Raw genomic sequence first — 14,998 nt, 5'->3', positions numbered from 1 at the left:
CGGCTCTGTCAGGGGCCGCCTTTTCTCGTTCCGAAGCTCGGGCCGGATGGCGCGCGAGTGGTAGGCGGGCATAGGCAAGTAGGCCCGCGATGCGGACCCGTCGTCGTGGGACGAACTAAATGGGGAGCCTTGCGGGCGTCAGGTCAGCTTGGCGAGCAGCTTCCGGGCAGCCTGGAAATGGGTCGACTTTTCCAGTTCCGCGAGGCCGATCCTGGCATAGATCGCATATGACCGATCCACGAACTCGGGCAACGTCATCGGCCCGAGTCCCTTACCGATCGGCGGCACGAACACCATCGGCGTCTCGTAAGGGAGCCGCAGCGCCTCGCGGATTTCCGGGTAGATTGGCCAGCACGCGCTGTTGGCCAAAGGATTGCCCACCATCTCGACCGGTAGCCGGTAGTGCCGCAGGTTGAAGTACGCCGCGATGGCCTCTGCATACTCACCGAACACGACGCCGGTCGGGTGGTTGGCCGTGAGCAGGCAAAGCCGGTGACGGACAAGCTCGATGTAGCGGTCCGCGAACTTGATCTGATTGTCCTCGTCGCGGCGCCGAAGCTCTCGCTCGGCCTCGGCGTAGGCGTCGAGATACCCCAGCGCCTCGTAGGTTCGGCCGTTGAAGAGGCTCACGCACTCAGCTGCCGGCAGGCTGTTGGTGAAGCCGATCATGGCGATGCGACTGTGATAGTCGCCGAGCGCACCGGGCATACGGCCGGCAAAGCTCCCCGCGTAGCAGAGGTCCGGGTGCAAGCCGCCGAAGTAGACGTTGGTCGTCAGGTGCAGCTTGTCTCCAAGCTCACCACGCAATTTCGCGGTCTCAAACAGAGGATAGTTCGGGCCGAACCTGTAGGAGATGATGGCGTCGTAGTCTTCCGGCGCCTTCGTTATGGCCGCCATCACGGCGGCAGCTGAAGTGGCCACGTTGATGTCGGCCACACCCTTGACCTGGACCGCGGGGGCGCAGCGCAGCGCGGCACCGATCGGCACGGCATGGCAGTTCGCGACGATGGCCACTCGGAACTTGTCCGCGCCGATCACGGCAGGGGCTGCGAGTGTAGGTGACCCTGTCGTCATGTGCGCTCCGGTCGGCAAGGCTCCGCGTCAGCCGCCGGCATGCCTCCAACTTAGATGGACTTTCGGCCGCAAGGGGTATCTGAGCGGTGCCGATCAGGCAAACCACGGCAGTCGGGGCCAACATGGACCGTCGATCTCTCCTCCGTCTTCTCGGCCTCGCGCCGGTCGTCTCGTGGTCTGCCGCGCTCGCCGAGACCCAACAAGCCCTACGGCCCGCGTCGCCCGTCGTCCTCGCCCCCGATCCGCGAGTGGACGTGACTATCAGCAATGGCCAGTCCTGGCGCACGATGACGCTGCCGATCAACACCGTCCCTGGGCTGCGGGACGCCGGAGATCCGCGCGACGCCGTGACCCTGGCGCGCAAGCAAGGGCCGATCTCGACCATCGGCAAAGCCTTCGAGACCTCGGCCATCGTCGATCTCGCCGGCCTTACCCTGTCGAGGGGCGCCAACATCGGCTACGTCGCGGCAGAGGCGCTTGCCAGCCTCAGACGGCGCGACAAGGGCAAGCAGCGCGCAATCCTAGAGTATTGCCACGCCTACCCGGGCTTCACCTGGGCGCAGCTACGGCCGGGCACCGAGCCTTGGGCGCAGGGCCTGATCATGCATGCCGCGGCCCGGGAGATGGCCAAGAAGTACGGCAAGACCGCCTGGTTCCGGGCCGTTGGCTGGACCCACGGCGGGGCGACAGACGCCAGCCGTGAGAACTACTATCAGAGCCTCACCGAGATGGTGGCGGCCTACGACGCGCTCGCCCTCAACGGCCCCGGCGGCGACCCGCTGCACTTTTTCGTCGACCAAACGGCGGCCAGCACCAAGCAGGGCCAAGCGCAGAACTCGTATCTCGATCAGGTCCGGTTCGCCGTCGCCAATGCGTCGCGGGTCCATCTGATCGGTCCACGCTACCCCTATGCCTTTGGTGACGAGATCCACCACAACGCGGCCGGCACGGTGCGGATTGGTGAGCTCGAAGGGCTGGTCAAGCACAAGGTGCTGGACCTCGGGCAGAAATGGGATTGCGCCCGGATCACCGCCGTCGCCGCCGAGAAGGGCGGCTTCACCCTGGCGGTGACCCGGCCGCCGGGCTTCGGCGACCTCGCCGTCGACACCGCGGCGATCGAGGCCGCCGCCGACAAGGGCTTCGCGCTCAGGGTCGGAGGTGCGTCCCTGCCGATCGCCAGCGTGACCGTCTCTGCCAATCTCGTCCGGGTCGTGCCCGTCACGATGCCCGCCGCCGGCACGCCGGTCGAGGTCTCCTACGCCTTCTACGGCCGGCCCGACGTTCCGCCCGGAACCCACGCGGGAGCCTGGGGCAACGTCAAGCGCGTCGGCCCACCCTCACTCTACTTCCCCAGCGAGACCGTCGACACTTGGCTGTGCGCCTACAAGGCGCCGATCACCGTGTGAGACGGGCTACGGCACGCTGAACGCGAGGACCGGCGCCACCGCCGTCAGCACGTCCGACCACACGCGGCCTGTCAGATCGTTGGGGAGCCCGCCGGCATAGGTCTGCGCGCTCGACAGGGCGGCCACGGTGCCATTGATGACGTTGGCCCCGGTGCCCGAGCCGATCATCGCAGCCATGTTGTGGCTGGTCAGGGTCGACAGGGTGCGCGGCTGGATCGCCCCGTTGGGCAGGGAAGCGAACCAGTAGACCCCCGGCTCCAAGACCGTGTTGGCGGTCAGGGCTGCCGTCGCCGTCGTGGCGACATCCCCAGCAATCGGGGTGGCTGTACGGCCGAGAACGGTGGACGGTCGACCTGCGCTGTTGGCGTAGATGCCAGCGTGCATGGACGTACCGGCAACCGCCGTCACGATGCGGGCGGCGAGCGCCGACACCGTTACGAGCGTGTCGATGACGACGGGGAAGACGTAGACGATGTCTGCCGCTGCCGCGAGTGGGGTCGGCGCGAAGACGACATCGCGCGGCGGGTAGAACTTACCCGAGACGTAGCCAGGGTGCCGCGACGGGCTGGTCCGGCGCCACGTACCGTCAACGCGGGAGAATGGGCCGACGTCGCTGAGACACAGGCTGCCGTTGGGAGCGGCAACGGTCGGTCTCGCGGTGCTCCGAAGAATGCGCGGGCCGCTCTCCCCGACCTCAAGGCCAGGCAGGCGCATCAGCGGCACGCCATCGACCGGGGTTTCTACCGGCGCCCATTCGATCTGGCCCGTAGCGAGAGCGCGGAAAACCCACTTGGACGCCACGTCATACCGCGCGACGAGGCCGCCACGCCCGCTTGCATCACAGACAAGCAGGAAGGGATTGAGGTCGCCGGCCTGGTGCAGGGCCTTGGCGTAGGCGATGGCGACCGCCGACCCGCCAGTTGCCGCAAGCCGGTCGACGTACTTGCGAGCCATCTTACCGTTGATGAACTCCCAGGTGATGTCGACATTATCGCCGACGATCGGGTCTTTCGTGCCGTTGCCCGCGTCGAACAGGATCGAGTTGCCGCGCGCCGGGTAGGTGTAGGTCTCCGTGCCGGGGTTCACGACGTCGTCGGCAGAGAGGACCGTGAAGATGTTGCCGCGCGCGGTCCGCTCGGCCCCTTCATTGCTGCCGTGCAGAACCATGTCCCTGCCGGTGCCGGCCGGGCTCGCTTTGTTGGCCTGGATGCACAGGAAGTGATTGTTGTCTGAGTTCTTGATGATGTAGGCGTCGCCGTTCTGGAACACGCTCGACCAGTCCACGAAGCGATTGAACGACGTGTTGGCGACGCTGTCGCCGTCGATGATCATGGCCGCGCCGGTCGTGGTGAGCGCGCGGTGCTGGCACATCGAGAAGACGTTGCGCTGCGGATCGCGGGCAACGGCAAGCTGCGCCACGACGCCGACGTAGAGGCCGGTGATCGTCGGGTTGTGGAAGTACAGGTACTCGTAGATCCCGTAGTTTCGCGACAGCACCTCAAGCTGCGTCCCGCCGCCCAGGATGTGGACGTTGCGCATTCCGCCGCCGGTCATCTTCTGGGCGTTGGCGCCCTCGGGCGACGTGAAGCGGAACACGGTGCCGCCTGCCGCGCCAGCCCAGGTGACGAGCGTGCCGGTCAAGGCGCCAAACGCGCCCGCGTCCTGCGACAGGTTTGCGCCCAGCCCGTAGAGAGTCATGTTCGGGACGTTGACGAGGATCGTGCTGGTGACCTTGTGGCTGGCCATCAGGCGCAGGCCGTTGGCGCCGTTGTTGGCGCATGCCTGGATCGCCGCGTTGATGGCTGCGGTGTCGTCAGCAACGCCGTCGCCGACCGCCCCCCAGTCGCGCACAGAAGGAAAGCGCCCTAGGAAGTTGGCGATGGTGGCGGGTGTGGCTGTGGGGAAGGGCTTGGCGGTAGTAAGCGAAGCGTCGCCGCCGGCCGCGGTGACCTTGCCCGCCAAGTCGTCAAACGAGGCCACGCCGCCGGCCACGCCGACGTTCTTGGTCGCCGCGTTGCCGAGCCCAAGCTGGTCGAGGTTGGCGTCGAGGTTGACGACACTTGGGGCTGCGTTGCCATCCCAGCCCGCATCAACAGCATTGGTCGCTGCCATAAGGGCGACGGTGGGATTGCGCACGAACCGCCCATCGGAGCCGAGGACGCCGAAGCTGTCGCCCTTGACGAAAACCGCACTGTCCGAGCGGTCGAGATCCATTGCGACGTTGATCTGGCCGCGCGTCTTAACCCGCCCCCACTCGCCCGGCCGGATGTCCTCGTAGGCGACCCCGGCGAAGAACGACGCCGGGTCCGCATCCGTCATCACGCGGCAGCTACGATCGGTGGTGCCAGTGGCCACAGCGCGCTTGCGGCGAATGGTGGTCGCGCCGGTGTTGAGGAGTTGCGCCTCCTGGTCCCTGAAGCGCGGGCGGTAGCGCTCGGTGACCCACATCAGTGATGCGGAGGCGTTCGCGCCGAGGACGCCGTTGATCTGCGCCAGGATGGTCGCGTTGCTCTGCGCGCGGTGATCCTGGTTGAACGTCACCGTCGCCGTGACGCCGTTGGCTGTGACGGTCAGCGCCTTGCTGGTGGTGCGGCAGTCGCCGAGCCGGTAGCCGAGCGAGGTGATGTTCTGGTCGAGCGCGGGGCCAACCAGGTGCTCGCCGACGTCCCAGGTGCCGTAGACGGCGCCCTGAAGGCCACCGCCGCCGCGGTCGACGACGACGGTCCCGAGGATCGCGGAAACAGCCGTGCCGGTGACGGTCACGGCGCTGTTGCTGGCCGTGCTGGCGCTGGTGATGCGCAGCGCGCGCGCGCCATCGTCGATGACGACGAATGGGACGGGCGTGTTGCCCGAGCCCGAGATTTTCCACTCGGCGCGATCCGCGACCTGGTCTTCCAGCGCCACCGTCGACCAGGGCTGCGCGCCGATGACGATCGGGCCAGAGAGTTCGCAGCCGTCAAGTTCGCACACGTCGTCGACGCGCGAACCCAGGCTGTCGAGCCAGAGAGACGCGCCGAGCGCGGACGGGGTGCGCTGGACCTGTGTGGCCAAGCGGCAGTCGCGCAGGATCAGCTTCGAGGCGCGGGCGAAATTCGCGTTGTTGTGCGCATAGAAGCCGATCTCGTTCTTGGAGCGGAAGAGGCTGCGCTCGAAGGTCCAAAGCTGGCCCGAGGCAGTACCCATGCCCCAGGCGTGCTCTGCCGACCAGACGTCGGCCGGGTTGCCGCCGATGGAGGTCTGATAGGCACGCGCGCCATCGTTGCCGAGGTGGAGGAATTCGCAGTCCTCGACGCGATAGACGATGTCGGGGTTGGTGCCGGACAGGTCGGGATGGCAGGCATACCGGCCGTTCCGCACCCACACCGAGAGCCCGCGCAGCCGCGACGTCCGGTTCATGCGGAACGCCGAGTTCAGGGTGACCAGAGGCAGCCCCGTGTCGTCGGGCTGGTTGGCGTAAATGATCGCCTTGCCGACGCCTGCGCCGAGGATGTCGACGTGATCGGGGAGCGTCCACTCCACGTCGGGATAGGTGCCGGCGGCGACCTTGAGCAGGTAGCGGCGCACCGCGGAGGACTGCCCGAACGCGGCGATGTTGATGCTGGCTTGGGCGGGGCTCAGGAAGTCGCCCGTGCCATCCCGCCGGATCTGGTAGGTCTTGGCGTAATCGAACCGCCAATCAAGCTGTTGCAACGCCTCGGAGACCGACGTGCGACGGGTCCGGTCGAACCCTAGAAGGGCGTTTTCGTCGCCGGCCGTGGTGTAGGCGCCGGCCACACCCGTCTGGATGCGGGCGGTGATTGCGGCGAGCGTGAAGAAATCCGCCTGAGGCTGAGCGGCGGCGGTCTGGTTGATGGCGAAGGGCGAGAGCGCGATCTCGTCGCCGGTCGCCTGGAACGTCAGATCGACGAGGATCTGCGTCGGGGCCGTGCGGGTCTCCGTATAGCTGAGAAGCTGCACGCTGCGGACGGTTGACGGAGTGACCGTATTAACGCCCACCTGAAGATCGCGGGCGAAGCTGGCGTTGACGTTGAACACCAACAGCATACGCAGGATGCGCCCGCCGAGGCTCACCACGCGCGAGGTGTCAATGCCGATACGATACTCGACGAGCGCACCGGCACCCGTGCTGCCCTGCGGGATGAAGGCGCCCATCGTGCGCCCGTCGGCGATCGTGGACGGAAAAGCGCCGACCGCCGGGTTAAGTTGGGGGACGGGGACAATCGACGAGTAGATTTCGCCGAAACCTGACCGGAGTGCTGCCGCGGCGGCCTGCAACTCCGCAAGCGACTCCGATCCTTCGCCTGTTCCAGCGAGTGCTTCGAGATTGGCGATCGCGTCGAGGATGAACCGCTGAAGCGCACGGATCTGCGCCTTGTCCGGCTTCTTGGCGCCGGACAGCACGTTGAGCGGATCGACGAAATCCGCCCACACGGTCTCAGGCAGAAACGGCGGTGCAGCCATGGGGTGGGTCTCGCGATGTCAGGGGGACAGGCGCGCACCAGCGACCGGCGGTTGGCCGGGTCGAAAACAGGGTGCGGAATGGCAGAGGGTTAGAAAGCTTCGACGAACTCGATCGTCGGGGTGGCGAAGCGGTTGAGCGACAGGCTCAAGGCGCCGCTTTCATCGGAGGCGAGGCGCATCCGGCAGACGGGCTTTTCAAACTCCAGGGCGGTGCCGGCGGGCCATGCCGCCGCGGTCCAGGGGCCGATCCGCACCGTCCAAATGCCCGCGCCGTCCCATGCGACGAGATCGGCGATCTCGTGGAGTCGGCCGCCAGACATGGAAAAGCGCATCCCCGGCAAGAGCCGCAGACCGACCGCGAGGCTGATGCGGATCTGCGTGGCGTTCATTGGGACGGCATCGGTCAGAGTGGCGCCGCTGTAGCTCTGGGCGTAGCCGGTCCCATCTGAGTGCAGAGTGCCGTCCGAATGAGGGATGCCATTGCCGGGCGCCACCAAGCCGGCGCGGTTGGATGGGCCGCGCCCGTCGCAGGCCGGAACGAGGATCACGGCGGCCCTGCCGCCCGCCTTCATCCAGCGCCACGCCAGGACAGCGTCTTGCCGGTCCTGCGGGCCATAGCGGCGATCGGCTATGGGCACCGTCATGGTCCCAACCCACCGCGAGGCCGGGGAGACGACGACCTGTTCCTGGCCAGTCAGGGATTGCCCGCCGGATCGAGATGAACCGCGGGGTTCGAGCAACACTTCCGAGAACCGAAGGGCCGGCGGCCATGCGCGATCAGCCATCAGGTTACCGTCACCGTGATCGGGCCGGCTGTGCTCGTGGCATCGCCGAAGCCGCTGCGATTGTAGGCGCGGACCCAGTAGCGATAGGTGCCGGGCGGCCTGCCGCTGTCCGTGCCGTCGAAGGATTGCGACGCCGAACCATTCACGGTGCGGATTGCGGTCGCGTCGGCGAAAGTCGTGGTGGTGCCGCGGAAAATTTTGGCCGACCCGAAGTTAGCGGCGTTCGGGGCCGTGAAGGCGTAGGAGGCTTGCCCCGCGCCGCCGTTGACCACGAAAGCCGTCGGAGCGCCCGTCGAGGTCGTGTCCGCAATGGCCGTGATCGTCGCCGGATCGGTGGCAGTCCACGCGCTCTGTGCGGCCCGGCCGTAGCTCGCGATTGCGCCCTGCGCCTCGTATGCCTGCCCGTCCGTCAGGACCGAGGAGACGACACGCCCCCGGCTTTCACCGTCCGACACCATGTCGACCCAGTCGGTGGCGCCGACAGCGCGGTAGCGCCCGATTAACGCGAGGTCGGCACGCGACGGCTCGTCGGAGGTCAAGACCAGGAACGTGGCGTTGGTCTCACCGCTCACGGTGCGCCGCTCGATCTCGGCCGCGAGATCAACGGGCGGCGCAGGCGCGGTGGCCAGGGCGTCGGTGTTTGGTAGCGCCGGCTCAATCCCCTCCTCAGTCGCCGCATCGAAATTGTAGCAGGCTGGGTCGAGCGAGGTCAGGTCGTAGGTGCAGGTCGAGCCGTCCCCGGATGCCACCGCGCGTTCCACCGTGAAGATGGCGTCGATGCCGTACCGGGTTAGCACGAGGCGAATGGTGTCCTCGAACAGCGCCGGAAGCCCTGACCGATCCGTGACCATTCCGGTGATGCGATAGTCGGGGTTGCTCTTGGCCGTGTGGATCTTGGCGAGGCGGCGAAGCTGGTTGTGATCCTGCACCCACGGGCGAGCGAAGTCGGCCTCTAGGATCTCGCCGGCCTCCTCCTGTGCGTCCAGATCCTCCCACGGGTCGCCCTCCACCACCTGGTAGTCGTGGGCCGGCGACACGAAGCTGACCTTGAGGCGGTTGAACGTGGCGCGCTTGCGCGATCCGACCTCGATCGTCAGCGACAGGATCTGCGGATCGGTCAGCGTGACCTCTGGCGCCACGTAGACGCCGCCACTGATGCCGACCTTACCCTCGGGCGTGAGGAACAGGCGCCCATCGCGGGCGTCGAGCATCCCTTGCAGGGCGTCGGCCGGCTCGTCGGTGAGGTCGAAGGCCCCGCCGATGTAGTAGCGCGGCCTCAGGGCGCCCGACGCCTTGGTGATCGTCTGGAAATCCAGAATGGCAGCGGCCGAGAACGAGGCGTCGTCGATGAGATCGGCCGGCACCTTCATCCCCCACTTGGGGTCCGTGAGGTGGTCGCGGATGCAGAGTGACGCGAGATCGGACCAGCCCCAGGTGGCCGGGTCTTGGGTCTGGGCGACGTCGTTGACGTTGCGCACCCGCGATGCGCGGATCAGCACGCGATGCTCGGGCCACGTCCCCGAGGGGAAGACCTTGGTGAATTGCTTTTCTGCCGGGGCGGTGGCGCGCATCACGCTGTAGGCAGCGCCGGACAAGCGATCGTCCGCGGTCCAGTAGCCCAACTCCTGCAAGAGGGTCGATGCCGCTTGGCTGGGCGCGCCGAGGTGGCCTTCAAGGACCACCGCGCTCAGGTAGGGGAAGATGCCTGACGGGCCGCCGAGGCTACCCGGCACGAGGGCTGTGCGGACATCCTCCAGCCAGTAGCCCTCGAAAGACGCGATTGGTCCCTCGCAGTGATAGATGGCATTGTAGAAGCGCCCGCCCGACGAACGGTACTCGACCTTCGGCCCGGCCAGCATGACCGTCCCATAGGCTTTGCGACGAGGCGGCAAGGGCTGGCGCGACGAGAACTGCTGCGACGCGACTTTGGCCTTGGTGTCGGGCGTAGTGAGCGCGGACAGCAGAAGCGAGCCGCCCACGAGGGCAGTCGTCCCGACGATCGTTGCCAGGGACACGCCAGCGATGCCGACCGTCGTTGCGACCGCTGCCGAGGTTCCGACCGCACTCAGGATCGCAAGGCCAACCGCCTCAACCACGCGAAAGGCTCCAGGCGACGAGCATGCGAAAATCCTCAATCACGACGCCGCCCTCGGATTTGGCCGCCCATTGCCCGTCGAAGCGGATCGCGGAAACGGTGTTGCCGGCAGCGTCGATCACCACACCGACGTCGCCGTTCTGCGGGTCGCGGGTGGTGTTGAAGCCAGCGACCGCCATGCAGACCCGCCACATGATCTCGTAGCCGCCGAACCGCGCGATCTGACGGGCGGCCCCGAACGCGCTGGCGTAGGTGCCACGCAGAGCCGCGGCCGGATCGGTGCCGGTTTCGGCCTTGACCCAGTCAGCGACCCACATCGCGCAGTCGGCCCCGGCGGCTCGGTCGAACGGCGTGGCCATACCCTCGCGCAGGTGGGCTAGTAGCCGGGCCATTTTTCGTTCGCCTGCACGAGCCGGGAAATCTGGTCGGCGCCCCCATCCCCAGGGTAGAGCCGGCGCTGTGAGGCGGCATTGAGATAGCCGAACGGCGAGCGACGGCGGTTGTGCAGAAGCGTCACCGTCGTCACTGTGATCGTCGCGGCGTCGCCCTGATCCTGAATGGACATGCGGTCCATCAGCCCGGCGAAAATCGCAAACGGCGCGTCGAGCAACTGCATCTCATCGTCGTAGTGCTGGTCGAAGATCCGCACCGGGCGGCCTTTGACCTCGCTGGAGGCCGACAGCGTCTTGGCGATCAGGCCGGGGTCGACACCCGATAGGGTCAGGGTCGGGCCGCCGTTGCTCGGAACCACCGCGCGGTCGATGTCCGAGATTTGGCCAAGCTCGCCGAGGCCGGACCAGACGCTGCCATCCGCGGTGCGAAGCGGGCCGGCAGCTTGATGCACGCGGATCGTTTCACTCGCGAAGTCCAGTCGCACGAGCCGCATGGCCCGCACGACATTGCCCCGCTGCAAGGCGGCGATGCTTTCCGGCATCCGGGGCATGTCAATGGTTCTCTTTCCAGTCTGCAAACTGCTGGCCGATGGTGCGGCGGTTCTCGGCGTCGCGGGCGGCCAGCATGTTCGCCAATTTGGCCTCCATGCCGGGCTGCGCGTACCGAGCGTCGATGGACGTCGGGCCGATCACGATGGAAGCGCCGCCGCCCATCCGGCGAGCCGGCACGATGCGGCCGGGCTGGGTCGGAACGAACGTCTCTCGGCCGCTCTCGCCGACCGTGTAGGCCGACCCGACCTTCACCGGACCGCCTGCGGCGCGGCCTGTCGGATTGAGCCCCCCGCCGCCGAAGAGCGAGCCAAGCAGCCCGGTTCCGGCGCCCGTCTTCGAAAAAAGGCTGTCGAAGACGCTGTCGATACCCTTCGAGGCCAGCGATTTGATGAGGCGGTCCATGACCACCGTCAGCTTCTCGCCCTCAAGGATGGCATCCTTGAACCCATCGGAAAGCACGGCACCGGCCTGCCGTGATGCGCTCTCGAACGAACGCTGTTTCTCTTCGGCCGTGTCGAGCGCGACCTTGGCATTCGCGTAGGCGACCGAAAGCCCGTCGATCTTGGTGCGCAGTTCGTCCGTGACGGGGACGTTGGCTTTCTTGGCCGCTTCCAAGAGCTTGAACGAGCCCTCAGCTTTGGCGACCTCGAACGCGGATTTGCCGATGGCCTCGCGCTCGCTATCGAAGGCGCGGGTACGCTTGCCGATCGCCTCGACCTCGCGCTGATAGTCGCTGACCTTCTCTGCGCTGCTCTTGCCGCCGCCCCCGCCGCCGGCCTTCTTGTCCTTCTCGCCGGGGACTTTGAAATCCTTGAGGGAAATGGTCTTCGGCGTCAGCGCCTTCGCGTCGATCGCAGCGACCTGATCGAAAATGCTGTCGCCGGTGGGCTTGGTCGCCTTCGGCGCAGGCTGATTGGCCTTCATGGCCGCGCGCAGCTTGTCGATGCCCTCGATGGCGCCGCCGCTCACGGCCTCGCGACCCTTCCCGACGCCGCGGTTGGCCGTCGAGTTCATCAGGTCTTCGACCCGCTTGACCTCCTTCGGGTCCGCGAACCGCTTGGCGAGATCGGCGAAAGCAGGCAGGCTTCCGAAGGTCGTCGCATACGCTTGCGCCGTCGCGGCGAACGACGAGGCCAGCTTGCTCAGCGCCTCGACTGCGGCGGGCACCTGTGCGGCGATGCCTTGGATGCCAGAGGCGAGGTTCGTGAACGCCTGCGCGGCGTTGTCCGAGGCGCCTGTGCTCTCGACGAACTTCCCGACGAGGTCGGTCAGCGCGTTGCGCAGTCGGGTGAGGCCCTGTTCGGATGTCTCCTTCGTGGTGGCCGACAGCTTCTCAAGGGTTCCCTGCCCGGCGAGAACGCCGCGGAAGAATGCCTCCGAAGAGACCTTCCCATCCTTGACGAGGGTCGTGAGCGTAGCGACCGAACCGCCGGCTTCCTTGATGCCTGCCGCCGCCGCCTGGAGGAGCGGACGGGCGCCGTCGATCAGCGAGTTGAACTCTTCCGCCTGGATCTTGCCGCCGCCGAGGGCCTGTGCAAGCTGGAGGAGCGCGCCGGACGACTCCTGCGCCGACGTGCCGTTGACCTTCAGAGCCAAGGCCGTCGCGTTGGTGAAGCTCAGAAGCTCGGCGCTGCTGGCGTTCAGCTCCTTCTGCGAACCGGATACGCGGCCATAGAGCGTGGCCAAGGCTTCGAGGGGGGCGCCCTGCTTCTGAGCGATGTCGAAGAGGCTCTGATAGGTGCTGGCGAGCTTTGCGCCCTCCAGGCCGCCGACCTTCAACTGGTTCTGGATCTTGGTGAAGCTGTCCGACAGTTCGGTGAGCTTGCCGATCGACACGCCTGCGAGCGCGCCCGCCAGTCCCGCTCGGATGCTGCCGCCGACGCGGGACATCGCGCTCTCAATCCGAGCCGTGCCGCGGGAAACCGACTGTTCGACATCGCGCATGGCCGTATCGGCCACGGTGCGCGAACGGGCCATCTCGCGCTCGAATTTCTTGATGTTCGCCTCAAGGGAGACGACAAGGCGCTCAAGGTCAGTTGCCAAGGGGCGGCCTCGCGGAGGGTGTATGCGGAGATTGTTCGCGTTGACGATGCTGGCCCTGATGGGCGTCGTCGTCTGGCAACTTGTGAGGCTGGCCTACCCGAACGAGCCGGGCGCCGTGGTCGCTTCTAGCGCTTACCAGCAGGCGGATAAGGGCGGGCCTACTCAGGCGCGGACGCCTCACCTTCCGGCGTCGCGCTGATCCAGTTCCAGAGCGCGTCCTCCTCATTGGCCGAGAGAGGATCGACGGCGTTCGGGTCGTTGGCGCGGTTGTGGCCGTCGAGGTAGGCCGAGAACTGCCAGAGAGACATGGACCGCACATCGGCGACCGATAGCTTCATCGCCGCTGCCGAGGCGTAGAAGGCCAGGAACGGCATCTTGCCGTTGTCCATCGGCGGCACGTCCTTGCCCTTGCTGGCGGGCAACCGCTCGTCTTCGGCACCTTCCAGGGCGGCGGCCATGATGAGCGTCGCCGTGGCGATCACCCGCACGGTCGGCATGTCGTCGAGGCCGCGGGCAATGCGGGAGGCTTCCGTCACGGCCATGCCGCCGCCGATCAGGCCAGCGCGCACGATCTCGCGTGTGTGCCGAAACGTGTGGTCGGTGCTCGAAAACAGCCGATACAGGTGCTCGGGAGCGCCGACGTCCGTTTCCTCTTGCAGGCTTTCCAGATCGCCGATTCCGAGCCGAAACCGATAAGTCTCGTCGCCCAACTCAAGGTCGACGCTACCGTTACGGCTCATGCTAGGCGACCGCCGGGGTGAACGGGAACGAGCCGGTGGACTGCATCTCGATCGACACGGTGCAGCGTTCGCCGCGGGTCGCGCCGATCTCGAACGAGGTCAGGTGAAACAGGCCGGTGTAGTTGCCGCCACCGAGCGCGGCAGTGCCGGCGATGTCGACACGGACTTTGACCGGAAGGTCGCTCTCGTAGGCCGCCCGCCAGCGCGCGATGCTCTCGCGGGCCATGACGCCCTCACCGGAGATGGAGGCCGACTTCGACACCACATCGCGTTCGACGAACGCCGCGGCGTCCTCGTTCTCGCAGTCGGGCACGGTCGTGTCGTTGGTCTCCTTCGTGAAGGAAACGGACCGCTCGGTGAGGCCGCACGGCGCGACGAACGTGTTGGGTACGGTTGCGCTCTCCAGTTTCACGGACACGCCGGAAAACGGGACGGTGGTTGCCTGTGCCATGATCTAGTTCCTCAGCCGGCCGTAGTGCGCTCGACCAGAGCGCGGAAGGTCATTCGAGCGCGAACGAGATTGCCGTCAGCGTCGTCGATGTTGGTGTCTCGGTGGGCGATCTCGATCAGCGCCCAAGGCTCGGGGAGCGTGAGATTGGCATAATGGAGCGCGTCGCGGACAAGGCCGGCGATGCGGGACGCTTCGGGCTTGCCGACCGCCTCGGACCAGACGTCGAGGTCGGCGAAGACCTCCAGCCCGTCTATACAATCGGCGCCGTCTTCGACGCCCTGGAAGCCCCGGAGGTGAAGGTAGGGACGCGCCTGTCCGAGGTTTACCCGGTCGAGGATGCGGTTCGACAGCGCCGTGGCAACGGCAGGCGTGCCCTTGAGTTTGGCGACGATCGCGCCCTGCAAGGCGAGTTCTGCGCTCATGAGGATGCGGCCTCTCTGGCGGCCTTCTTCGTGGCTCGCGTGATCCGCGCCTTGACGCGCTTCCGGTACGCTCTGGCCACCGGGTAGAAGAAGGGCGCAGGCTTGGCGCCAGGGTTCTGCGAGCCCTCGAAAAGCCCCTTATTCTCGTGCGGCGCGGTGCCGAACTCGACGAGATGGGCGTAGCGGACTTTCGAGTTGCCGGCCGAGACCACCACCGTCAGTTCGGGGTCGCTCGCCTGCCCAGTGGTTCGACCGCCTTGGGAGTATTTCGGGGCCGCGCCGCCGGACGTGGCGACGATGCTGGCGGCAAGCGCCCCGGTGCGCTTCGGGGCCAGCCGCTTCTGCGCAGCTACGATCTCGTCAGCGCCTTGCCGGACGGCTTTTCCGATCGCCTCGCGCGTCTTCGGCGATAGGGCCGCCAGCTTCTTCAGCAGCCGTTCCCGTCCGTCGATCGCCATCAAGGATCTCCACCGCGTTGACCGCCAGAGCGGCCTCAACCTGGGCTTGCGGCAGACGCTTTTCCTCGCCGGCCTTGTGGACGATCACGACCGCGGCGCTCGGCCGAAAGTCGAAGTCG

At 66.9% G+C, this 14,998-nt stretch carries 12 protein-coding genes; 1 reads left to right on the top strand and 11 read right to left on the bottom strand.

The annotated features are described in order from the left end of the window. Positions 1–138 precede the first annotated feature (138 nt). Entirely contained in the window at positions 139–1,014 is an 876-nt protein-coding gene (locus ASG40_RS16530) for a WcbI family polysaccharide biosynthesis putative acetyltransferase (RefSeq protein ID WP_156387778.1), read from the bottom strand. A 314-nt stretch (positions 1,015–1,328) separates the two neighbouring features. Between ASG40_RS16530 and ASG40_RS16525 the strand changes: the two genes are divergently transcribed. Beyond that, positions 1,329–2,480 carry a hypothetical protein gene (locus ASG40_RS16525; protein WP_156387777.1) on the top strand — a complete coding sequence of 384 codons (1,152 nt, stop codon included), beginning with the start codon at positions 1,329–1,331 and terminating at the stop codon, positions 2,478–2,480. A 6-nt stretch (positions 2,481–2,486) separates the two neighbouring features. Here ASG40_RS16525 and ASG40_RS16520 read toward each other — a convergent pair whose 3' ends face one another. From ASG40_RS16520 to ASG40_RS16475, 10 genes are all read right to left on the bottom strand, one after another. Next, the gene (locus tag ASG40_RS16520) at positions 2,487–6,941 is read right to left on the bottom strand and encodes a hypothetical protein (protein WP_055888220.1); all 4,455 of its coding nucleotides are present in this window, start codon (positions 6,939–6,941) and stop codon (positions 2,487–2,489) included. A gap of 89 nt (positions 6,942–7,030) precedes the next feature. Beyond that, on the bottom strand, positions 7,031–7,585 hold the full coding sequence (locus ASG40_RS16515; RefSeq protein WP_156387776.1) for a hypothetical protein: 555 nt from the start codon (positions 7,583–7,585) through the stop codon (positions 7,031–7,033). A gap of 140 nt (positions 7,586–7,725) precedes the next feature. After that, positions 7,726–9,822 (bottom strand): hypothetical protein, encoded by a 2,097-nt coding sequence (locus tag ASG40_RS16510; RefSeq protein ID WP_156387775.1) that lies wholly within the window; start codon positions 9,820–9,822, stop codon positions 7,726–7,728. After that, a complete protein-coding gene (locus tag ASG40_RS16505) occupies positions 9,815–10,180 on the bottom strand; it encodes a DUF6950 family protein (protein WP_244480645.1) in 366 nt (121 codons plus the stop codon). Before ASG40_RS16505 ends, ASG40_RS16510 begins: the two co-directional genes overlap by 8 nt. A 17-nt stretch (positions 10,181–10,197) precedes the next feature. Further along, positions 10,198–10,755: a hypothetical protein gene (locus tag ASG40_RS16500; RefSeq protein WP_156387774.1), complete on the bottom strand. Its 558-nt coding sequence runs from the start codon at positions 10,753–10,755 to the stop codon at positions 10,198–10,200. Positions 10,756–10,765: 10 nt separating this feature from the next. Next, positions 10,766–12,808: a tape measure protein gene (locus ASG40_RS16495; protein ID WP_156387773.1), complete on the bottom strand. Its 2,043-nt coding sequence runs from the start codon at positions 12,806–12,808 to the stop codon at positions 10,766–10,768. Positions 12,809–12,966: 158 nt separating this feature from the next. Then, on the bottom strand, positions 12,967–13,548 hold the full coding sequence (locus ASG40_RS16490; RefSeq protein WP_055888208.1) for a gene transfer agent family protein: 582 nt from the start codon (positions 13,546–13,548) through the stop codon (positions 12,967–12,969). 1 nt (position 13,549) lies between these two features. Further along, positions 13,550–13,999, bottom strand: a complete 450-nt coding sequence (locus tag ASG40_RS16485) for a phage tail tube protein (protein WP_055888206.1) — start codon at positions 13,997–13,999, stop codon at positions 13,550–13,552. 11 nt (positions 14,000–14,010) lie between these two features. Next, complete coding sequence (locus tag ASG40_RS16480; protein ID WP_055888204.1) at positions 14,011–14,421, bottom strand: DUF3168 domain-containing protein; 411 nt, start codon at positions 14,419–14,421, stop codon at positions 14,011–14,013. Next, entirely contained in the window at positions 14,418–14,879 is a 462-nt protein-coding gene (locus tag ASG40_RS16475) for an HK97-gp10 family putative phage morphogenesis protein (protein ID WP_055888202.1), read from the bottom strand. The genes ASG40_RS16480 and ASG40_RS16475 overlap by 4 nt, the downstream gene beginning before the upstream one ends. Positions 14,880–14,998 lie beyond the last annotated feature (119 nt).

The sequence above is a fragment of the Methylobacterium sp. Leaf399 genome, from assembly GCF_001424525.1.
Classification (GTDB): Bacteria; Pseudomonadota; Alphaproteobacteria; order Rhizobiales; family Beijerinckiaceae; genus Methylobacterium.
This window is presented reverse-complemented; position numbering and strand designations above follow the sequence as displayed.

Bases quoted from the DNA above. Each gene is read 5' to 3' on its own strand.
- ASG40_RS16515 (WP_156387776.1), bottom strand. From the start codon at position 7,585: ATGACGGTGCCCATAGCCGATCGCCGCTATGGCCCGCAGGACCGGCAA.
- ASG40_RS16520 (WP_055888220.1), bottom strand. From the start codon at position 6,941: ATGGCTGCACCGCCGTTTCTGCCTGAGACCGTGTGGGCGGATTTCGTC.
- ASG40_RS16480 (WP_055888204.1), bottom strand. From the start codon at position 14,421: ATGAGCGCAGAACTCGCCTTGCAGGGCGCGATCGTCGCCAAACTCAAG.
- ASG40_RS16500 (WP_156387774.1), bottom strand. From the start codon at position 10,755: ATGCCGGAAAGCATCGCCGCCTTGCAGCGGGGCAATGTCGTGCGGGCC.
- ASG40_RS16490 (WP_055888208.1), bottom strand. From the start codon at position 13,548: ATGAGCCGTAACGGTAGCGTCGACCTTGAGTTGGGCGACGAGACTTAT.
- ASG40_RS16505 (WP_244480645.1), bottom strand. From the start codon at position 10,180: ATGGCCACGCCGTTCGACCGAGCCGCCGGGGCCGACTGCGCGATGTGG.
- ASG40_RS16475 (WP_055888202.1), bottom strand. From the start codon at position 14,879: ATGGCGATCGACGGACGGGAACGGCTGCTGAAGAAGCTGGCGGCCCTA.
- ASG40_RS16485 (WP_055888206.1), bottom strand. From the start codon at position 13,999: ATGGCACAGGCAACCACCGTCCCGTTTTCCGGCGTGTCCGTGAAACTG.